We start from the raw sequence: 16,486 nt of genomic DNA on the forward strand, positions 1-16,486 counted from the left end.
CAGGCTGTCGAGATATCCCTGGTAGAGGCCGGGCACGTCCAGTGTCAGTTTCCGAAGTCGACTGCACGGAATGTCCAAAGCCGTCTGCACAGCCCCGCCCGTTGGGGGATCGGCGAATTCAGGCGGTCGTTGCAACGGCGGGTTTTTCTGGTTCAAATAGTAGCCGTTCCATGGCTTGGGCGGGGGTGATGCCGCCCAGGGTCTTGCGGGGTCGGGCGTTGAGTTCGGCTGCGACTTCGAGCAGCCGCTCGGGTGAGTGCACGGACAGGTCGGTGCCCTTGGGGAAGTACTGGCGCAGGAGTCCGTTGGTGTTCTCGTTGGTGCCGCGCTGCCAGGGTGAGTGCGGGTCGCAGAAGTAGATGTCCATGTTGGTCGCCATGGTGATCTGGCGGTGTTGGGCAAGCTCGGTGCCCTGGTCCCAGGTCAGCGACTTGCACAGGTGCTCCGGCAGGGTCTTGATCCTCGCCAGCAGGCCGTCACGGACAGCGACGGCGCCGTGGTCATCGGGCAGGTGGACCAGCATCGTAAACCGGGTCTGGCGCTCCACCAGGGTGGCGATGGCCGAGCGGCAGTTCGACCCCAGGACCAGATCCCCTTCCCAGTGGCCAGGGACGGCGCGGTCGGCGACCTCGGCGGGTCGTTCGCTGATCAGGATCATGTCCGGGATCTTCCCCGCCCGCTTGCCGGTGGGGCGTCTTGGCCGCCTCACGGCGCGGCCTGTGCGCAGGTGTTGGTGCAGGTCAGCGCGCAGGTGACCGCGGCCCTGCACATACAGCGCCTGGTAGATCGTCTCGGGACACACTTGCATCTCCGCTCGGTCCGGGAACGTCGTGGCGAGGTGGTCACTGATCTGCTCGGGACTCCACTTCACGCACAACTTGGCCTGTACCAGGGATGCCAGTTCCAGGTCATCGAACTTGCTGGCCTTGGGTCGGTGACCGCGCAGCTCGGCCCGTTTCTGCGCCGCATACGGCGCATACTTTCCCCGCCCCCGCGCGCCCGTCCCGGGGCCGTTACGGCGCAGTTCACGGCTGACCGTCGATGCAGACCGCTTGAGCTGCGCTGCGATCGCCCGCACACTTATTCCGGCCAGGTGCAGGTCCGCGATCTGCAGTCGGTCTTCCAGGCACAGGTACCGGCCCGAAGGTTCGGGTTTCTTGCGCGGGATCCGCCCGCCGGTTGCTTGACGCCAATGACGGCCAGTTCGTCGATCCACTCCAACAGCCTCGCACGCCGCGATCAGCGTCGAGCCCTGGGCCATCAACACCCAGAACCGGGCCTCCTTTTCGATCCGTTCCTTCTTCGACAACATGGGCAACACCTCACAATAAAAAGGGGTGTTGCAACGACCGATTGAACTCGCCATCCCCTAACGGGCGCCTGTGTAGGCGCATTGAGGGCGCTGCCGTTGCGCCCCGCCATGCGCCGTGCTGTGGCTAGCTGGCGATCTGGTCGAGTTCGGTGAGGTCGTCGTTGGACAGTGTGAGTGCGGCGCCAGCGATATTCTCCCTGAGGTGCGACACGGACGACGTTCCCGGGATCAACAGGATGTTCGGGGAACGGTGCAGCAGCCAGGCCAGGGCGACCGACATCTGGGTCGCGCCAAGCCGCGTAGCGACGGATGACAGCGCGTCGGACTGAAGCGGGGTGAAGCCTCCCAGGGGGAAGAAGGGAATGTACGCGATTCCTTCTACGGCGAGGCGGTCGATGAGGGTGTCGTCCCACCGGTTAGCGAGGTTGTACATGTTCTGCACGGACACGATCGGCGCGATCGACTGCGCTTCCTTCACCTGCTCCGCGGTGGCGTTGCTGACGCCAAGGTGCCGAATGATGCCCTGCTGCTGCAGGTCTACGAGCGTCTCGAACGCCTCGCTGATCTGCTCGGGGACCGGCCCGTTGGCGTCCCCGAGGCGAAGGTGTACCAGGTCGAGGACGTCGACGCCGAGGGTTTCGAGGTTGTCGTCGATTTGTGCGCGGAGTTCGTCGGGCTTCCGCGCGGACGGCCAGCTGCCCTGGGCGTCGCGGCGTCCGCCGGCCTTCGTCGCGATGAAGAGGTCTTCGGCGTAGGGGTGCAGGGCTTCGCGGATGAGTTCGTTGACGACGCGGGGTCCGTAGGTTTCTGCGGTGTCGATGTGGGTGATGCCGCTTTCGACGGCGTGACCCAGGACGGCGAGGGCTGCGTCGTGGTCTTTTGGCGGGCCGACGACCCACGGGCCGGCGAGCTGCATGCCGCCGTACCCGAAGCGGGAAACGGTGGTGTCGCCGAGGTTCCAGGTGCCGCCGGGCAGGTCGGTGGTGTTGGTGCTCATGTATGTGCCTTTCGGTGCTTGCGGAATAACGTGCTGCCCTCCATCCTGAATGAGCTGCTACCCGCTGGGAAGTAGTTACCTGGAAGTGCGTTGATACCCAAGGGAGGGCCCATGCCGACGATGACAGCAGCGGAGAAGAAGGCGGAGGCGAAGACGCAGTACAACGCGTTCCTCGCCGCGTGCCCGAGCCAGCAGTTGCTCGCTCAGGTGTCTGGCAAGTGGGTGACCCTGGTGTTGTCCGCGCTAGGGAGCGGGCCGGACTGTGATGGTGAGCCGCGACCGATGCGGTATTCCGAGCTGGCTCGAGTCCTGGCAGGGGTGAGCCCGAAGATGCTGTCGCAGACACTAAAGTCCCTCGAACGCGACGGGCTGATCGCGCGGACCGCGATCGCGACCGTCCCCGTGACTGTGACCTACGAACTCACCAACCTCGGGCTCTCCCTGCACCAAACGGTCCGACAGCTCAAACTCTGGTCCGAGACTCACCGCGACGACGTCTCAGCACACCAAACACAGTTTGACGGTGTCCGATAGCCGGTCCGCATGGGGAACGCGCTGCGGGACAAGGCAGAATATATTGCGAGGCTCCCACTGCAAACACCGTGTCGAGCGGATTTGCCGTGGGGCGAGTTGCAGCCAGCATGTCAATGAATCACGGGGGTATGCATGGTCAGTAAATGGACGACCGAAGCGAGCAGTTTTGTGCTCGAGGATCGCTGGATCCAGGTGCGAGCTGACCGCTGCACTGGATCTGACGGTCAGGTGATCGACCCCTATTACGTCATTTGTGCGAGCGACTGGGTGTCGATCGTTCCGGTAACTGACGACGGGAAGGTATTGGTAATTGAGGAGTATCACCATGGTGGCGGTCTGGTCGCTCCCGGTCTTCCTGGTGGAGGGATCGAAGACGGCGAGGATCCAGCGACCGCAGCTGAGCGAGAACTTCTCGAGGAAACTGGATATCGCCCCTCACTGCTGTTGGCGGTCGGAAGTGCCTACGCGAATTGGGGAAACCAGGACAACCTCATCCATTACTTTGTTGCGCTCGGATGCGAACGCGTCGGGGAACAGTCACTCGATTTGACCGAAGAGATCGAAGTTCGCCTCGAACGCATGCAAGATATCCTCCAGCCAGGCTTCTTCAAGCAAAGCTTCCATCTTGCCAACATCCTTCTCGTACTTCCCCACTTGCAACTACCCAATTGCGGATGGCCGGCTTCCGGAGCAAAGTTGACCGTGGCTGGTGAGATGCCCGAAAAACCTGGCACCGTCGCGTAAGCGGAAGGCGAGTTCAATCGGTCGTTGCAACACCCCTTTTTATTGTGAGGTGTTGCCCATGTTGTCGAAGAAGGAACGGATCGAAAAGGAGGCCCGGTTCTGGGTGTTGATGGCCCAGGGCTCGACGCTGATCGCGGCGTGCGAGGCTGTTGGAGTGGATCGACGAACTGGCCGTCATTGGCGTCAAGCAACCGGCGGGCGGATCCCGCGCAAGAAACCCGAACCTTCGGGCCGGTACCTGTGCCTGGAAGACCGACTGCAGATCGCGGACCTGCACCTGGCCGGAATAAGTGTGCGGGCGATCGCAGCGCAGCTCAAGCGGTCTGCATCGACGGTCAGCCGTGAACTGCGCCGTAACGGCCCCGGGACGGGCGCGCGGGGGCGGGGAAAGTATGCGCCGTATGCGGCGCAGAAACGGGCCGAGCTGCGCGGTCACCGACCCAAGGCCAGCAAGTTCGATGACCTGGAACTGGCATCCCTGGTACAGGCCAAGTTGTGCGTGAAGTGGAGTCCCGAGCAGATCAGTGACCACCTCGCCACGACGTTCCCGGACCGAGCGGAGATGCAAGTGTGTCCCGAGACGATCTACCAGGCGCTGTATGTGCAGGGCCGCGGTCACCTGCGCGCTGACCTGCACCAACACCTGCGCACAGGCCGCGCCGTGAGGCGGCCAAGACGCCCCACCGGCAAGCGGGCGGGGAAGATCCCGGACATGATCCTGATCAGCGAACGACCCGCCGAGGTCGCCGACCGCGCCGTCCCTGGCCACTGGGAAGGGGATCTGGTCCTGGGGTCGAACTGCCGCTCGGCCATCGCCACCCTGGTGGAGCGCCAGACCCGGTTTACGATGCTGGTCCACCTGCCCGATGACCACGGCGCCGTCGCTGTCCGTGACGGCCTGCTGGCGAGGATCAAGACCCTGCCGGAGCACCTGTGCAAGTCGCTGACCTGGGACCAGGGCACCGAGCTTGCCCAACACCGCCAGATCACCATGGCGACCAACATGGACATCTACTTCTGCGACCCGCACTCACCCTGGCAGCGCGGCACCAACGAGAACACCAACGGACTCCTGCGCCAGTACTTCCCCAAGGGCACCGACCTGTCCGTGCACTCACCCGAGCGGCTGCTCGAAGTCGCAGCCGAACTCAACGCCCGACCCCGCAAGACCCTGGGCGGCATCACCCCCGCCCAAGCCATGGAACGGCTACTATTTGAACCAGAAAAACCCGCCGTTGCAACGACCGCCTGAATTCGCCGAACCCTCTGCGGGAATCTGCGAGACTTACCCAATGATTACCGAACACGCGCTGCTTCCCGTCGTTTCCGGACAGGAAGAAGACTTTGAGGCAGCGTTCGATCTGGCTCGTTTGATTATTGCGTCGATGCCTGGCTTTGTCTCGTTGTCGCTCTCTCGTGCGATCGAAACTCCCAGCCAGTACTTGCTGCTCGTGCAGTGGGAGAGTTTGGAGGACCACACCGTTGGTTTCAGGGGATCCCCGCAGTATCAGCAGTGGCGGGAGCTACTGCACAGGTTCTACGAGCCGTTTCCCCTGGTCGAACACTACGAGCTCGTGAACTCTGCTCCTCGGTAGAGAGCCCGTAGGCTGGCCGGCGGCCGTCGCCCCGGAAGGGCGATCCTCTACCGGACACTGTTAGATGCGGGTTACCCCAGGACAAGTTCCGGTGTTTATCGTGTTGTTTTTCCGGTGATGAGTTGCCATGGGTGTGGTGTGGGTGTCGAAGCGCCGGTGATGGCGGCTAGGGCGCATGCGGCGCCTTGTTGGCGAAGGTTCTGTTGAACGGTGGTCACCTGTTTCACTGACGCGGCCTCGGAGGCATCCCAGCCCGTGACGGCGAGGCTCCTCGGAACGTGAATGCCGGCTTTCGATGCGGCCTCTAAAGTTCCCAGGGCTAATTCATCACTCATCGCGAGAATGGTGTCTGGAGGATTCGGGCGAGCCAGCAATCGGCCGGCGGCTCGTTCTCCTTCACCAGAACTGTTGATGGAGCAAGAAGCCACTTCAACATTCTCCCATTGGAATCCTGCCGCGGTGAGCGCGTCCTGGTATCCCAGGAGCCGGTTACGCGTGACGGGGAACGTCGCTGTCGCCGGGTCAGGACCCATGCTGATCATCTCGACTCTTTCCTTGGTGAAGGGAAAGGTGATGATGGCAGGGCGTTGGCTCTGGTGTAGGCCTAATGCTGCGACCGCTTGTGCAGCGGCGCGATCGTCGATGCCCACCAGACCGAATGCCTTTTTCTTTGGTCCGGCATGGATGATGGCTGGCCTCCCAGTCAGGGCAAGGGCCTCAAGCACCGGGTCATCGTCCGTTGTGGTCCACACAACGAAGGCATCTACCGCTGCTGCGCGGATGCGCTGATCATCGTCAGCAGATCCGTTGGTCGGGAGAATGGTCATGGCCAAACCATGTTCCGCACAGACATCTGCGATCCCGGCAAGGAAGCGTGTCGCCTGGGGGTCATCGAAGGCGTAAGTCAGGGTCTCTCCCAGAACGACCCCGAGAGCGCCGCTGGTTCCCGTGCGCAGCGATCGGGCGCTGGGGTCGGGCCCTGGATATCCGAGCACCTCGGCGGCGGTAAGGACTTTCTCCCGGGACGCTGCCGAGACGCGGGAGGGCATGCTGTAGGTGTAGGAAGCGGTCATCACCGAGACTCCAGCCTCGCGGGCTACCTCGCTGAGGGTGATTTTGGATTCCGGTGCTGCAGGTGACATAGGACCAGCCTACTTGTGTATCGTTACACATATGATTCGTTCCTCATCGCAGTCCGCTCATAGGTTGGCGTGGGCGTCCTATGCGTCCTTTGCGGCGTTCGGTGTTTTCTGGGGCACCTGGGGTGCGAGTATTCCAAGAATCAGGTCCCAAGCCGGCATTTCGGACGGGCAGCTCGGCACGGCACTGTTGTTCATCGGAGCCGGGGCGCTGCCGGCGATGCTTCTGACCGGCAGGATCATTGACCGCTTCGGAGTGCGGATCACCGCGGCCGTCACACTCATTCTGCTGGGGGCCTCCGGACTGATCGTGGCCCTTGCCGCAACGGGATTCGCCAGCCTGTGCTTCGGGTTGCTCCTGGTCGGTGCGGCCAGTGGGGCGGCCGACGTGGCGATCAATTCGGCGGCAGGGTCCGCGGAAAAGCTTGCTGCCACACCAGTGATCACCCGCTCCCATGGCATGTTCTCCGCATTCGTGGTGGTCTCCAGCCTTGTTGTTGGACTGTTGACTGCGCTGGGCACCGGCACCACCTTCTCCTTCGTCCTGGTCGTTGCCGCGTCAACGATCGTCAGCGGGTATCTGCTCCATGCTTCTTCTGCTGAAATGCCCAGCGATCGACAGCGCATTAAGGCGGAAACGGGCGACCTGCGTCATCGCCGCGCCGACCCCGCTTCAGGTGTTCCTGTTCTGGCGATCTTGCTGGTGGGAATTCTTGGGGCGATGGCCTTTGCTAGTGAGAATGCCCATCAGAGTTGGGCGGCCGTGTTCTTCGAAGACGAACTAGGCACCGGGGCGGCCCTGGGTTCTACCGCTCCTGCTGTATTCGCTGCCGTCGTCGCCATCACACGCTTCAGCACCGGAGGACTACAACCGGCCTACGCAACGAGAACACTGGTCCTCGGTGCCGCCGCAGCCAGTGTCGGTGCGACGATACTCGCGGCCGCGCCGAACGTTATCGTGGCCGTGATCGGATTGGCAGTAGCCGCCGCCGGCACAGCAGTGCTGTACCCAACGTTGCTGGGTATCGTCTCCCGCTCCACCGAAGAGGCCACCCGCGGACGGGCAACTTCCCTACTCACCACGATTTCCTACCTTGGATTCCTTTTGGGTCCCGTCTATGTAGGCTTGTGGTCCGAAGCCGCCGGACTGCGCGCAGCGATGGCCGCCGTAGCGGCCCTGTGTGCGGTCCTACTCGCCCTCACACCGGTCCTCCTGCGAATCCGGCGAAAGCTGATCGATCCCTCTCCCACCCCGCCCGTCGCGAATTCCGCCCACCACCCGAAACAGGATGATGATGCTCGAGAACATGATCTGGCTGAATGAACCGGCCCAATGGACGAACACCCCGAACGAACTCACCGTGGTCTCTGATCACGACACAGATTTCTGGCGGGAAACTTTCTACGGCTTCACTCACGACACAGGGCACTTCCTCCACCGTGAGGTGGTGGGCGACTTCACGGCTACGGTGACGTTATCCGGCGACTTCACGACGCTCTACGACCAAGCCGGACTCATGGTTCGAGCCAACAAGCGAACCTGGATGAAAACCGGTGTCGAGTACACCGATGAGGCACTCCACCTCAGCACCGTGATCACCCATGGCGCATCGGACTGGTCCGTCATGTCGCTGCCGAGAACCCCGGACGAGATAACGATGCAGGTAACCCGCCAAGGCAATGCCCTTCGGACCCAGTACCTTCAGCCCCAAGGGATGATAGGACAGTGGCGCATGCTGCGCCTTGGGCACCTGCCACTCGAAGACTCCTGCCAGGTCGGAATGATGATGTGCTCACCAAAACGCGGTGGACTCCGCGCCCGGTTCAGGGATTTCAGCATCACCCCATCCCAGCGCATCGACCTACACCCTCACCAGAAACACTAATCGCCTCGAATCGGCGTCCGAGGGCGTCGTCGTTTACCCACCGAAGATCCTCGGCGATGTCTTTAACGTCGCGGTAAGGATCGGCAACGGGCACTAAGGGTGACATTTAGCGCTGCGAGAAGTCCGCCACTTATCGCTGCGAATCGCCATTCTCTTCAACGAGCTGGCTGTTTTGTAGCGGAAACGTTATTGATCACGACTGGACCAGGAGAGGCTGCAAAGGCAACCAACTATCCTGATCTTGTGGATGGGCAGCGGCGATCCGCGGATTCCGGTTCAAGTGGGCCTGATGCCACGGACGGGGCGGCGGTCGCCGTGCAATGGACGATCTTCAATGGAGGTGTCGCATGCGGCAGCAGTTGTCGGTGCTATTGATGACGGGCTCCGATCTTGCCTTCTTGGTGGCCGTCGTCTACGTGGTGAGACACCCGCCGTCGAAGGGCGAGCCATATGGCAGAGAACACAAACTCCTGTGGACTTCGCTCTTTGTGAGTTTGTGTTGCACGATCGCCTCAGGGGTTGCAATCTACCTGCCGTGAGGGTGGTTCGCGGCCCAGATTCCCGAAGGGCTCTGAACTGCCCACACGGGCATATCCTGCCCGCCAACTCCGGCCAACGAACCGGATGCGATCCGCCGGAAATGATCCTAGAGTGTTGGCCATGGCTATCGCACGGTTCCCGGTCGTCGTACTCGACTGTCCTGACCCAAAGACCTTGGCTGAGTTCTACGCCGCTCTGCTCGAATGGAAGGTCGAGAAGCAAGACAACGACTGGTGGTCCATCCGCGCCGAGTACGGCGATTCGCTGGCCTTCCAGAAAGTCGACTCTTTCACGCCGCCGCAATGGCCCGGCCAGGATGTACCGCAGCAGATGCACCTCGACTTCGTGGTCGACGACCTCGACGACGCCGAAGCAGCAGTGCTCGAGCTCGGCGCAACCAAGCACCAACACCAGCCGGGAACCACATTCCGGGTGTTCCTTGACCCGGCCGGTCATCCGTTGTGCCTCTGCCTCGGCTGACCGGACTGACGCAGACGTCATCAACGGCACGCGTCCGGTTAGGGATCCTCCAACGGGCAAGCTGTGCAGACGGCTTTGGACATTCTGTGCAGTCGACTTCGGAAACTGACAGCGGCGTTGCTGCTTCGGTAAAAGCGGTGTCCCGTAAGACCCGTCCGGTGAACTGTCCCGCGGGCGCTAAACGGCGCGCTCCTCAGCTGTGAGAAAACGACTGGATTGCCGTTCCATCGCTTGGTGAACCTTCATGGAGTGCCGAGGACCGGGCTGACCCTGCAAATTTCGGAGAGCTATTCGTTCAAAAGCTATTCGGTGGTCCACCAGTAGCAGGCGCAGTATGCGCGGCGGGCGGGCCCGATAGGGCTGACGGTGGAAGAACTCGACTTCGAGCACTTCCCCGGCAAGAACGGCTTCCCCGGGATCCCGGTGAAGGCGTGGATCCGATTCCTGAACTGCGCGGAGCTGGTGGACGGCGAGGTGTACGCCTGGACGGCCAAGGCCGCGGAAGTGACATGGAAGGACGGTCCGGTCACCTACCGGACCTGGGTGTGGAGTTCGGCGGTCACCCGCCGCGAAGATTTGAAGAGAAGGACCCTAGGAGAGCGTGCAGACCATGACAGCAACAGCCAATGAAACCGCCCTCGACGCTCCCGTGGTGGACGTTCGGTTCACCCCGGCCGGCAACCCGCTGGCCGTTCGGCATAACGGCCGGATATGGGCCGTCATGGCCGAGCCGGTGCACTGGTTCGCCCGGGACGCCTGGTGGGACACCCGGCGCACGGCTGCCGTGGGCAGCGGTGACCTTGTGAGCGTCGAATATTGGCGGGTTCAGGTTGGCCTCGGCTCAAACTCGGCCCTCCGGACGTTCACGCTGCGCCGCGACCCGCTCTCGACCCAGTGGGTCCTGGATAGCATCAGTGACTAGGCCACAGTGACCCCTCAAACCATCAGCGATCAAACCTGGGCCGGGATCCGGACCGAGTTCACGCTGCCGACCCTCGCGCAGGTGCACCGCCGGCTCTCGGAACTGATGGAAGACCCCGAGCCCGTGATGCAGCAGCTCGTCCGCGTCTTCATCGACGACGGCACCTTCTGCCCAGGATTCCAGTTCCTCCCCGGCGGGCAGCTCCAGCCAACCGTCACAGCGCTCTTCCGGCGAGCAATGGAGCTGGACATCCCGCACAACTACTTCACCCTCTGGATGGTCACCCCGTCCCGGGACCTTGCCAGGACCCGCCCCGTCGACCACCTGAAGACGGACCCCGCTCCCCTGATCCGTACGCTCGAATCCTTCCGCTGGCGCTAGCGCCGGCCCTTGACGGAACCGGCGGCGTGCGTAGCGTTGGCCCATGGGACTCATCTACGACAACCCGGACCTCGCGGCCCTGACACTGACGCGGCTCGCTGCCGAAGAATCCGAAGGCCCCGGCGCCCTGGAAGGGCGCATGCGTGACTACCTTTACGATCTCGAACAACGCAACGGCACCGCCTACCTCGAACTGGTGGCCATCACCCTCGCCCGGGTCCATCACAAGACCCTCGACGACCTGGCCCGGACCACCGGAGCTGACGCTGCAGAACTTCTCGACGCCGCGGAAGTCGAAGCTCTCGAGGGCTTCTAGGTTCGGACAGGAATAATAGACGGTCCTTCGGCGAAGCTGGCGCCGCACCCTACTCCAAGTGTCAGGGAGCGTACTGAACCTTATGCTCGTTGGCGTAGTCGGCCAAAGCGTCGCGCACGAATGCACGACCGTTCTTGTCCAGGCCCCGGTAGTCGACGTAGGTGTGCCCCGGAGTTGGTGGGTCCTGCTTTTGCACTTGGGAGTCATCAACCGCGTGAACCTGTTCCTGGCGGACTTCCCCAATCAGGACACCCCATGTACCCGCGGACGCTAGGCCGAGTACCTGAGTGTGAAAGTCGTGGGCACCTTCCGGGGTTTGACCGTTACCACGACTACAGGAAAGCCGCCTTTTGTCGGAGGAATTTGGCTGGAATGCTTGCTCGGTCACCCGGCCATTACCGTCGACATAGATCGGGTGTACCTGCCGCCAAAGGAACTCCGCATCATTGGTGCCGTCCGAAACCAATATTTCTCCCGGCTCCAAAATCGGGGGGATCGCAGCCATCGGCGTGAGAGAGCTGGGGCTGATGGTCAAGATACATACTCCTCAAAAAGCCGAATCAGCTGTTCCATGCCAACTGCCGTACTACTGCCTCGGTCCCGCCTGTTTTCCCTACTCGACCAACGGAATTCCAGTTCAGCGTTAGGGCCGATCGAAGTGACAAAGCGCTTGCCGCTCGAAACCCACTCCAACTGAACGCCGCCCTGGGGGGTCGGGAAGATGCTGGGGACCCCCTCTGTCCAAAGCGCGTCCTTCTGAAGGAGATCCCGCGCGAACTCCAAGCTGGGGGTCGAGATGGCTTCGCCGTCTTCTATCCAGTTGTCCTGCTCTCCCGTCTCAGCAACCGGTCGAGAACTGGCCAGCCCGCGACATCCAGCTGGGCAACCATGTCCGCGACTGCGGACGTAGCGGAAGCAGCATCAGTGATCTCCCACCAAGCATCCATGCCCGGGCCGCCCCGTGCGGATGTAGCCGCTCGCGATAGAGGCCAAGGGATTCGGTGACCGACTTGGGCATTCCAGGGCCCAACTTCACTCGACTCCAGCGAAGCCAAGGCTCGGGGGCGACTGCCAGGTTGATTACGCACTTTAGATGTTCCGCGGAACTAAAAGATGACGACTGCACGTTCACGACGGCCCAATCGCCTGAAGCCGTCGACTTTCGCCAGGTCGGATCTGTGCCTTTAAAGCCATAGCTCCGGGCGCAGGGACCGAGCACGTCTCGCAGCGCAATCTTGAGCGCTTCCTGAACTGTCATATAGGAACAATCGCATGCTCGTTCGGAAACACCCAGATCGCAGGAAGAGCAATGTCCGTGTGCCCTCTGGAGCCCTTACGGAACAGACTTGTATGAGCAGCTTTGTCGGCTCGCGCAATTTCACAGACATGTCCCGCTGAGGGATCGGCCATCCTCTTGCGGGCGGCGCCATGCGCCAAACAGCGCTGTGAAAACGCCCGCCATTTATCGTCGAAAGTCATAGCCCGGCACGTCGGCGATTCTTTTCGACACCCAAAGACACGGCGTGCGTGTCTTGAAAACCTGTAGTTTTTCGAGACACGGCAGCGCAGCCGTTGATGACCGCCGCCGTGAATGTCCACGGTGGCGGTCATCTTCAGCGGCTTATGGAGCAGTGTCTGCGACTGTGGTTTCTACCGTTGTCCAGGAAGTCGCGGTTCCAACTGGCATGGTGCCTCGGGGTTCGGTGAGTACTTGCCGTTCCCCGATGGGAAGCCCGTTGTGGGGGTCGATGATGATGTCTTGACGGAAGTGCGAGAAGTTTTCGACCCGGCCGATGGCTATACCCTTGCGCCCATCGAGAGTGGCTTGTTCATCGGTCACTGTGACTCCCGGTATCAGTGCCGCGGCCTTATACAGAGGGGCACGGAGGTCACCGGGAACGACCCCGGTACGCAGGAGATCGGCGATGAAGACCAATGCCTCACCGTCAACCGACTGCCCCTTTCCGGAGGTCTTTTGATAGATGTCATCCAGAAGCACTCGGGGGTCCCGGGACAGGGAGTCCAGATAACTGGAGGAAGGGAAAGTTGATTCGCTCCCCGGTCCGTAGAAGGCCCCGTTTGCCCCCCGCAGTACGTATGCTTCCGGACCACCGGCTTGGATGCGGTCTACATATTGCTTGGATGCTTCATCAAAGAATGTCGTTGGGATTCGGCCTGATCGTTCCCAGACCCATTCGTCGTCCCGGTTGGCCGGGACATACATTGTCTGCTTTTCCGTATCCAGCCACTGATACTCTTTACCGTTTTCGTCCACCGCAGCCGAGCCCCATAGGTTCGTGCTTTGAATCTTTAGGTACTGTCCCGCATTCACTACCGGGTCAGCTGTCTGGATGGTTGCTGCCGCTGCGTTGTTCAGGACCTCGGCAGCTTCGGCGGTCGCTCCTGGACCCATGGGCCTGACAACGTCTGCCACGACGATTCCACCCACGAGCAGTGCTGCAGCTGCCGACGCGAGCAGGATCCGGCGCCGGAACCGGATCGGACTGACAGCGCCGTTGCCTTGCGTATCGGTCGATGCCCCGGAGGTGGAAGCCGAATTGATTCTGGTCATGAGTTTGGTGCGGCCGCGGGCCAACGTTGCCTGCGGCGCGGAGCCGATGTCGCTACGCATTTCTCGGAGCAGCTGCAAGTCGTCCATGGTCGTTCTCCGTTTCATCAAGTATTTCGAGTTTGAGCTCGGTCCGCAGTGTCCGGCGGGCGCGGTTCAAGCGGGACCGTACGGTGCCCACAGGAACGTCCATAGCCTGGGCGATGCCTTCATAGGTCAGGTCTGCCCAGGCATAGAGCAGCAATGTTTCGCGGTCGATGGCGGCCATTAGTTTCAGAGTCCGGGCAATGCGGCCGGTCGCCACAGCGGCGTCCACCTGGGCGGCAATCCTGTCCGAGGCATCGGCGACGGCTTCCCGCGAAGCCGCTTTAGCGGCGGATTTCAGGATCTTGGCTTCAGCCCGGTGGTGCCGCCGGAGCAGATTGGTGGCGATACCGAAAAGCCAGGGCCGGGCGTCGTCCCGGTCGAGGTCATAGGTTTCTAGCTGCTCCCAAGCGACCAGAAAGGTTTCGGAGGTGACATCGTCGGCGGCGAAGTCACCGGCCCGTCTGGCCGCGTATCTATAGATGACTGAAGCGTGTCTGTCGTACAACTCCCCGAAAACTTCGGGGCTGTCCCGGGACCGCCTGATGATGTCGTTGTCTATGCTCACACTATGTATTGCCCGTTGGCCGCAAAAGGGTTCACGGAGCATTCCCTTCTTCGCCTCAACGGATCCCTACCGAAGCGTACTTCTACGAGAGGGATAGATGCGCCATTCAGTTGGATCCGCGAAAATGCCGCTTATCGGTGCGACTGACAACTTAGGGCCGGGCCCAGGGCCAAGGAGCTTGGGTAGCCGGCGGGGTGCCCACTAAGGATCGGCTAACGCGACGTTTTGTTTGGAAGGAGGGTGCCCCCATGCTTTACTCCTGGAATGGGGTTGAACCGGGAGCTGGATTGGGATGGTTTGTTCAACGTTCGTGACCTTGGCGGACTGCCGCTCACCGATGGGGCGCAGACGAAGTTCGGGTGTGTTGTGCGTTCCGATCACCCTTCTAAAGCCACACCTGAGACGTGGGAAGGAATCTGGCATTACGGAATCCGTACGGTAATCTCCTTCCAGACCGCTGGTTTGAAGCCCGATCGTCATGCCCAGGAAAACCCGGATCTTGGCATGCCGGATCATCTGAGGATAAAGGCGCTCCGGTTGCCTGTTCAAGATGCGGCTGACGTTGACTACATGCGAGCATGGGCCGATACCGGGCTATGGGGGACACCACTCTTTTTCCGAGACGCCTTGGTTAAGTGGCCCTCTTACTACGTGGACATTTTGAATAGGATCGCTTCTGCGAATGGCGGCGTTCTACTTCATTGCGTTCGGGGACATGACCGAACTGGCATTGTCGTTGCACTGCTTCTGAGCCTCGTGGGTGTGAGACCAGAGGCAGTTATTGAGGACTACATGCACGACAGTGTCAGGTTCGCATCGAAAGCTCCCGATGCCCACAAGAACGTGAACGACGCGCTCGAGTCAGCAGGGACGAACCTCGAAGCTGCGTTTTCCATTCTGAACAGGCCTGCAACTCTGGCGCTGTTGGCCCGGGCGGGGCTGACTGATGACACTTTGAGCACGCTTAGAAAGAAGCTGATAGACGGCGGCTTAAGTCACTCGCGTTGAAGAATTGTCTTGAAAACACCGCGCCGCAGAATATTGCAGGCGTGAGAATGTGTCCGGTAAAGGATGGCGAGTTCAATCGGTCGTTGCAACACCCCTTTTTATTGTGAGGTGTTGCCCATGTTGTCGAAGAAGGAACGGATCGAAAAGGAGGCCCGGTTCTGGGTGTTGATGGCCCAGGGCTCGACGCTGATCGCGGCGTGCGAGGCTGTTGGAGTGGATCGACGAACTGGCCGTCATTGGCGTCAAGCAACCGGCGGGCGGATCCCGCGCAAGAAACCCGAACCTTCGGGCCGGTACCTGTGCCTGGAAGACCGACTGCAGATCGCGGACCTGCACCTGGCCGGAATAAGTGTGCGGGCGATCGCAGCGCAGCTCAAGCGGTCTGCATCGACGGTCAGCCGTGAACTGCGCCGTAACGGCCCCGGGACGGGCGCGCGGGGGCGGGGAAAGTATGCGCCGTATGCGGCGCAGAAACGGGCCGAGCTGCGCGGTCACCGACCCAAGGCCAGCAAGTTCGATGACCTGGAACTGGCATCCCTGGTACAGGCCAAGTTGTGCGTGAAGTGGAGTCCCGAGCAGATCAGTGACCACCTCGCCACGACGTTCCCGGACCGAGCGGAGATGCAAGTGTGTCCCGAGACGATCTACCAGGCGCTGTATGTGCAGGGCCGCGGTCACCTGCGCGCTGACCTGCACCAACACCTGCGCACAGGCCGCGCCGTGAGGCGGCCAAGACGCCCCACCGGCAAGCGGGCGGGGAAGATCCCGGACATGATCCTGATCAGCGAACGACCCGCCGAGGTCGCCGACCGCGCCGTCCCTGGCCACTGGGAAGGGGATCTGGTCCTGGGGTCGAACTGCCGCTCGGCCATCGCCACCCTGGTGGAGCGCCAGACCCGGTTTACGATGCTGGTCCACCTGCCCGATGACCACGGCGCCGTCGCTGTCCGTGACGGCCTGCTGGCGAGGATCAAGACCCTGCCGGAGCACCTGTGCAAGTCGCTGACCTGGGACCAGGGCACCGAGCTTGCCCAACACCGCCAGATCACCATGGCGACCAACATGGACATCTACTTCTGCGACCCGCACTCACCCTGGCAGCGCGGCACCAACGAGAACACCAACGGACTCCTGCGCCAGTACTTCCCCAAGGGCACCGACCTGTCCGTGCACTCACCCGAGCGGCTGCTCGAAGTCGCAGCCGAACTCAACGCCCGACCCCGCAAGACCCTGGGCGGCATCACCCCCGCCCAAGCCATGGAACGGCTACTATTTGAACCAGAAAAACCCGCCGTTGCAACGACCGCCTGAATTCGCCGATCCTTTACCGGACACTTTCACTCGTCGCAGCCCAGGAACGAACCAATCTTATTTCTGGCAGCCCGCGTCGGGCAGCAAGAGCTTCCGCGCG

General features: G+C 61.8%; 19 protein-coding genes. 13 read left to right on the forward strand and 6 right to left on the reverse strand.

The features are described from left to right. Positions 1-118: 118 nt before the first annotated feature. Positions 119-1,312 (reverse strand): IS30 family transposase, encoded by a 1,194-nt coding sequence (locus tag V3C33_09505; GenBank protein XAS69455.1) that lies wholly within the window; start codon positions 1,310-1,312, stop codon positions 119-121. A 124-nt stretch (positions 1,313-1,436) separates the two neighbouring features. Continuing rightward, positions 1,437-2,309, reverse strand: a complete 873-nt coding sequence (locus tag V3C33_09510) for an oxidoreductase (protein XAS69456.1) — start codon at positions 2,307-2,309, stop codon at positions 1,437-1,439. Between the two features lie 111 nt (positions 2,310-2,420). Between V3C33_09510 and V3C33_09515 the strand changes: the two genes are divergently transcribed. The 4 genes from V3C33_09515 to V3C33_09530 all read left to right on the forward strand — a co-directional run bounded on the left by V3C33_09515 (position 2,421) and on the right by V3C33_09530 (position 5,182). Continuing rightward, on the forward strand, positions 2,421-2,843 hold the full coding sequence (locus V3C33_09515) for a helix-turn-helix domain-containing protein (GenBank protein ID XAS69457.1): 423 nt from the start codon (positions 2,421-2,423) through the stop codon (positions 2,841-2,843). 132 nt (positions 2,844-2,975) lie between these two features. Beyond that, positions 2,976-3,587, forward strand: coding sequence for an NUDIX hydrolase (locus V3C33_09520; GenBank protein XAS69458.1), 612 nt, complete (start codon positions 2,976-2,978; stop codon positions 3,585-3,587). A gap of 58 nt (positions 3,588-3,645) precedes the next feature. Continuing rightward, positions 3,646-4,839: an IS30 family transposase gene (locus tag V3C33_09525; protein ID XAS69459.1), complete on the forward strand. Its 1,194-nt coding sequence runs from the start codon at positions 3,646-3,648 to the stop codon at positions 4,837-4,839. Between the two features lie 40 nt (positions 4,840-4,879). Next, positions 4,880-5,182 carry an antibiotic biosynthesis monooxygenase gene (locus tag V3C33_09530; protein XAS69460.1) on the forward strand — a complete coding sequence of 101 codons (303 nt, stop codon included), beginning with the start codon at positions 4,880-4,882 and terminating at the stop codon, positions 5,180-5,182. Positions 5,183-5,277: 95 nt separating this feature from the next. Here the strand turns inward: V3C33_09530 and V3C33_09535 are convergent, their stop codons facing one another. Next, a complete protein-coding gene (locus tag V3C33_09535) occupies positions 5,278-6,324 on the reverse strand; it encodes a LacI family DNA-binding transcriptional regulator (GenBank protein XAS69461.1) in 1,047 nt (348 codons plus the stop codon). Between the two features lie 64 nt (positions 6,325-6,388). On the opposite strand from V3C33_09535, the gene V3C33_09540 reads away from it, so the two are divergent. The 7 genes from V3C33_09540 to V3C33_09570 all read left to right on the forward strand — a co-directional run bounded on the left by V3C33_09540 (position 6,389) and on the right by V3C33_09570 (position 10,846). Then, positions 6,389-7,645 (forward strand): MFS transporter, encoded by a 1,257-nt coding sequence (locus V3C33_09540; protein ID XAS69462.1) that lies wholly within the window; start codon positions 6,389-6,391, stop codon positions 7,643-7,645. Next, a complete protein-coding gene (locus V3C33_09545) occupies positions 7,617-8,207 on the forward strand; it encodes a DUF1349 domain-containing protein (GenBank protein XAS69463.1) in 591 nt (196 codons plus the stop codon). Before V3C33_09540 ends, V3C33_09545 begins: the two co-directional genes overlap by 29 nt. 660 nt (positions 8,208-8,867) lie before the next feature. Beyond that, on the forward strand, positions 8,868-9,227 hold the full coding sequence (locus V3C33_09550) for a VOC family protein (GenBank protein XAS69464.1): 360 nt from the start codon (positions 8,868-8,870) through the stop codon (positions 9,225-9,227). Positions 9,228-9,581: 354 nt separating this feature from the next. Further along, positions 9,582-9,857: a hypothetical protein gene (locus V3C33_09555; GenBank protein ID XAS69706.1), complete on the forward strand. Its 276-nt coding sequence runs from the start codon at positions 9,582-9,584 to the stop codon at positions 9,855-9,857. Continuing rightward, positions 9,838-10,149 (forward strand): hypothetical protein, encoded by a 312-nt coding sequence (locus V3C33_09560; GenBank protein XAS69465.1) that lies wholly within the window; start codon positions 9,838-9,840, stop codon positions 10,147-10,149. Before V3C33_09555 ends, V3C33_09560 begins: the two co-directional genes overlap by 20 nt. Positions 10,150-10,155: 6 nt before the next feature. Next, positions 10,156-10,530 carry a hypothetical protein gene (locus V3C33_09565; protein ID XAS69466.1) on the forward strand — a complete coding sequence of 125 codons (375 nt, stop codon included), beginning with the start codon at positions 10,156-10,158 and terminating at the stop codon, positions 10,528-10,530. 43 nt (positions 10,531-10,573) lie between these two features. After that, on the forward strand, positions 10,574-10,846 hold the full coding sequence (locus V3C33_09570; protein XAS69467.1) for a hypothetical protein: 273 nt from the start codon (positions 10,574-10,576) through the stop codon (positions 10,844-10,846). 61 nt (positions 10,847-10,907) lie between these two features. Here the strand turns inward: V3C33_09570 and V3C33_09575 are convergent, their stop codons facing one another. The 3 genes from V3C33_09575 to V3C33_09585 form a co-directional block, all read right to left on the reverse strand. After that, positions 10,908-11,381: a hypothetical protein gene (locus V3C33_09575; GenBank protein XAS69468.1), complete on the reverse strand. Its 474-nt coding sequence runs from the start codon at positions 11,379-11,381 to the stop codon at positions 10,908-10,910. A 1,086-nt stretch (positions 11,382-12,467) separates the two neighbouring features. Further along, positions 12,468-13,505, reverse strand: coding sequence for a CU044_5270 family protein (locus tag V3C33_09580; GenBank protein ID XAS69469.1), 1,038 nt, complete (start codon positions 13,503-13,505; stop codon positions 12,468-12,470). After that, a complete protein-coding gene (locus tag V3C33_09585; GenBank protein XAS69470.1) occupies positions 13,471-14,067 on the reverse strand; it encodes an RNA polymerase sigma factor in 597 nt (198 codons plus the stop codon). The genes V3C33_09580 and V3C33_09585 overlap by 35 nt, the downstream gene beginning before the upstream one ends. A gap of 270 nt (positions 14,068-14,337) precedes the next feature. Between V3C33_09585 and V3C33_09590 the strand changes: the two genes are divergently transcribed. Continuing rightward, positions 14,338-15,075 (forward strand): tyrosine-protein phosphatase, encoded by a 738-nt coding sequence (locus V3C33_09590; GenBank protein ID XAS69471.1) that lies wholly within the window; start codon positions 14,338-14,340, stop codon positions 15,073-15,075. Between the two features lie 117 nt (positions 15,076-15,192). After that, positions 15,193-16,386, forward strand: a complete 1,194-nt coding sequence (locus V3C33_09595) for an IS30 family transposase (protein XAS69472.1) — start codon at positions 15,193-15,195, stop codon at positions 16,384-16,386. Positions 16,387-16,486 lie beyond the last annotated feature (100 nt).

The sequence above is a fragment of the Micrococcaceae bacterium Sec5.7 genome (genome assembly GCA_039636785.1).
GTDB lineage: Bacteria > Actinomycetota > Actinomycetes > Actinomycetales > Micrococcaceae > Arthrobacter.

Excerpts from the sequence above, each read along its gene's own strand:
- V3C33_09530 (XAS69460.1), top strand. The coding sequence starts at position 4,880 with ATGATTACCGAACACGCGCTGCTTCCCGTCGTTTCCGGACAGGAAGAA.
- V3C33_09550 (XAS69464.1), top strand. The coding sequence starts at position 8,868 with ATGGCTATCGCACGGTTCCCGGTCGTCGTACTCGACTGTCCTGACCCA.
- V3C33_09515 (XAS69457.1), top strand. The coding sequence starts at position 2,421 with ATGCCGACGATGACAGCAGCGGAGAAGAAGGCGGAGGCGAAGACGCAG.
- V3C33_09580 (XAS69469.1), bottom strand. The coding sequence starts at position 13,505 with ATGGACGACTTGCAGCTGCTCCGAGAAATGCGTAGCGACATCGGCTCC.
- V3C33_09545 (XAS69463.1), top strand. The coding sequence starts at position 7,617 with ATGCTCGAGAACATGATCTGGCTGAATGAACCGGCCCAATGGACGAAC.
- V3C33_09510 (XAS69456.1), bottom strand. The coding sequence starts at position 2,309 with ATGAGCACCAACACCACCGACCTGCCCGGCGGCACCTGGAACCTCGGC.
- V3C33_09505 (XAS69455.1), bottom strand. The coding sequence starts at position 1,312 with ATGTTGTCGAAGAAGGAACGGATCGAAAAGGAGGCCCGGTTCTGGGTG.
- V3C33_09525 (XAS69459.1), top strand. The coding sequence starts at position 3,646 with ATGTTGTCGAAGAAGGAACGGATCGAAAAGGAGGCCCGGTTCTGGGTG.
- V3C33_09520 (XAS69458.1), top strand. The coding sequence starts at position 2,976 with ATGGTCAGTAAATGGACGACCGAAGCGAGCAGTTTTGTGCTCGAGGAT.
- V3C33_09570 (XAS69467.1), top strand. The coding sequence starts at position 10,574 with ATGGGACTCATCTACGACAACCCGGACCTCGCGGCCCTGACACTGACG.
- V3C33_09560 (XAS69465.1), top strand. The coding sequence starts at position 9,838 with ATGACAGCAACAGCCAATGAAACCGCCCTCGACGCTCCCGTGGTGGAC.
- V3C33_09535 (XAS69461.1), bottom strand. The coding sequence starts at position 6,324 with ATGTCACCTGCAGCACCGGAATCCAAAATCACCCTCAGCGAGGTAGCC.
- V3C33_09595 (XAS69472.1), top strand. The coding sequence starts at position 15,193 with ATGTTGTCGAAGAAGGAACGGATCGAAAAGGAGGCCCGGTTCTGGGTG.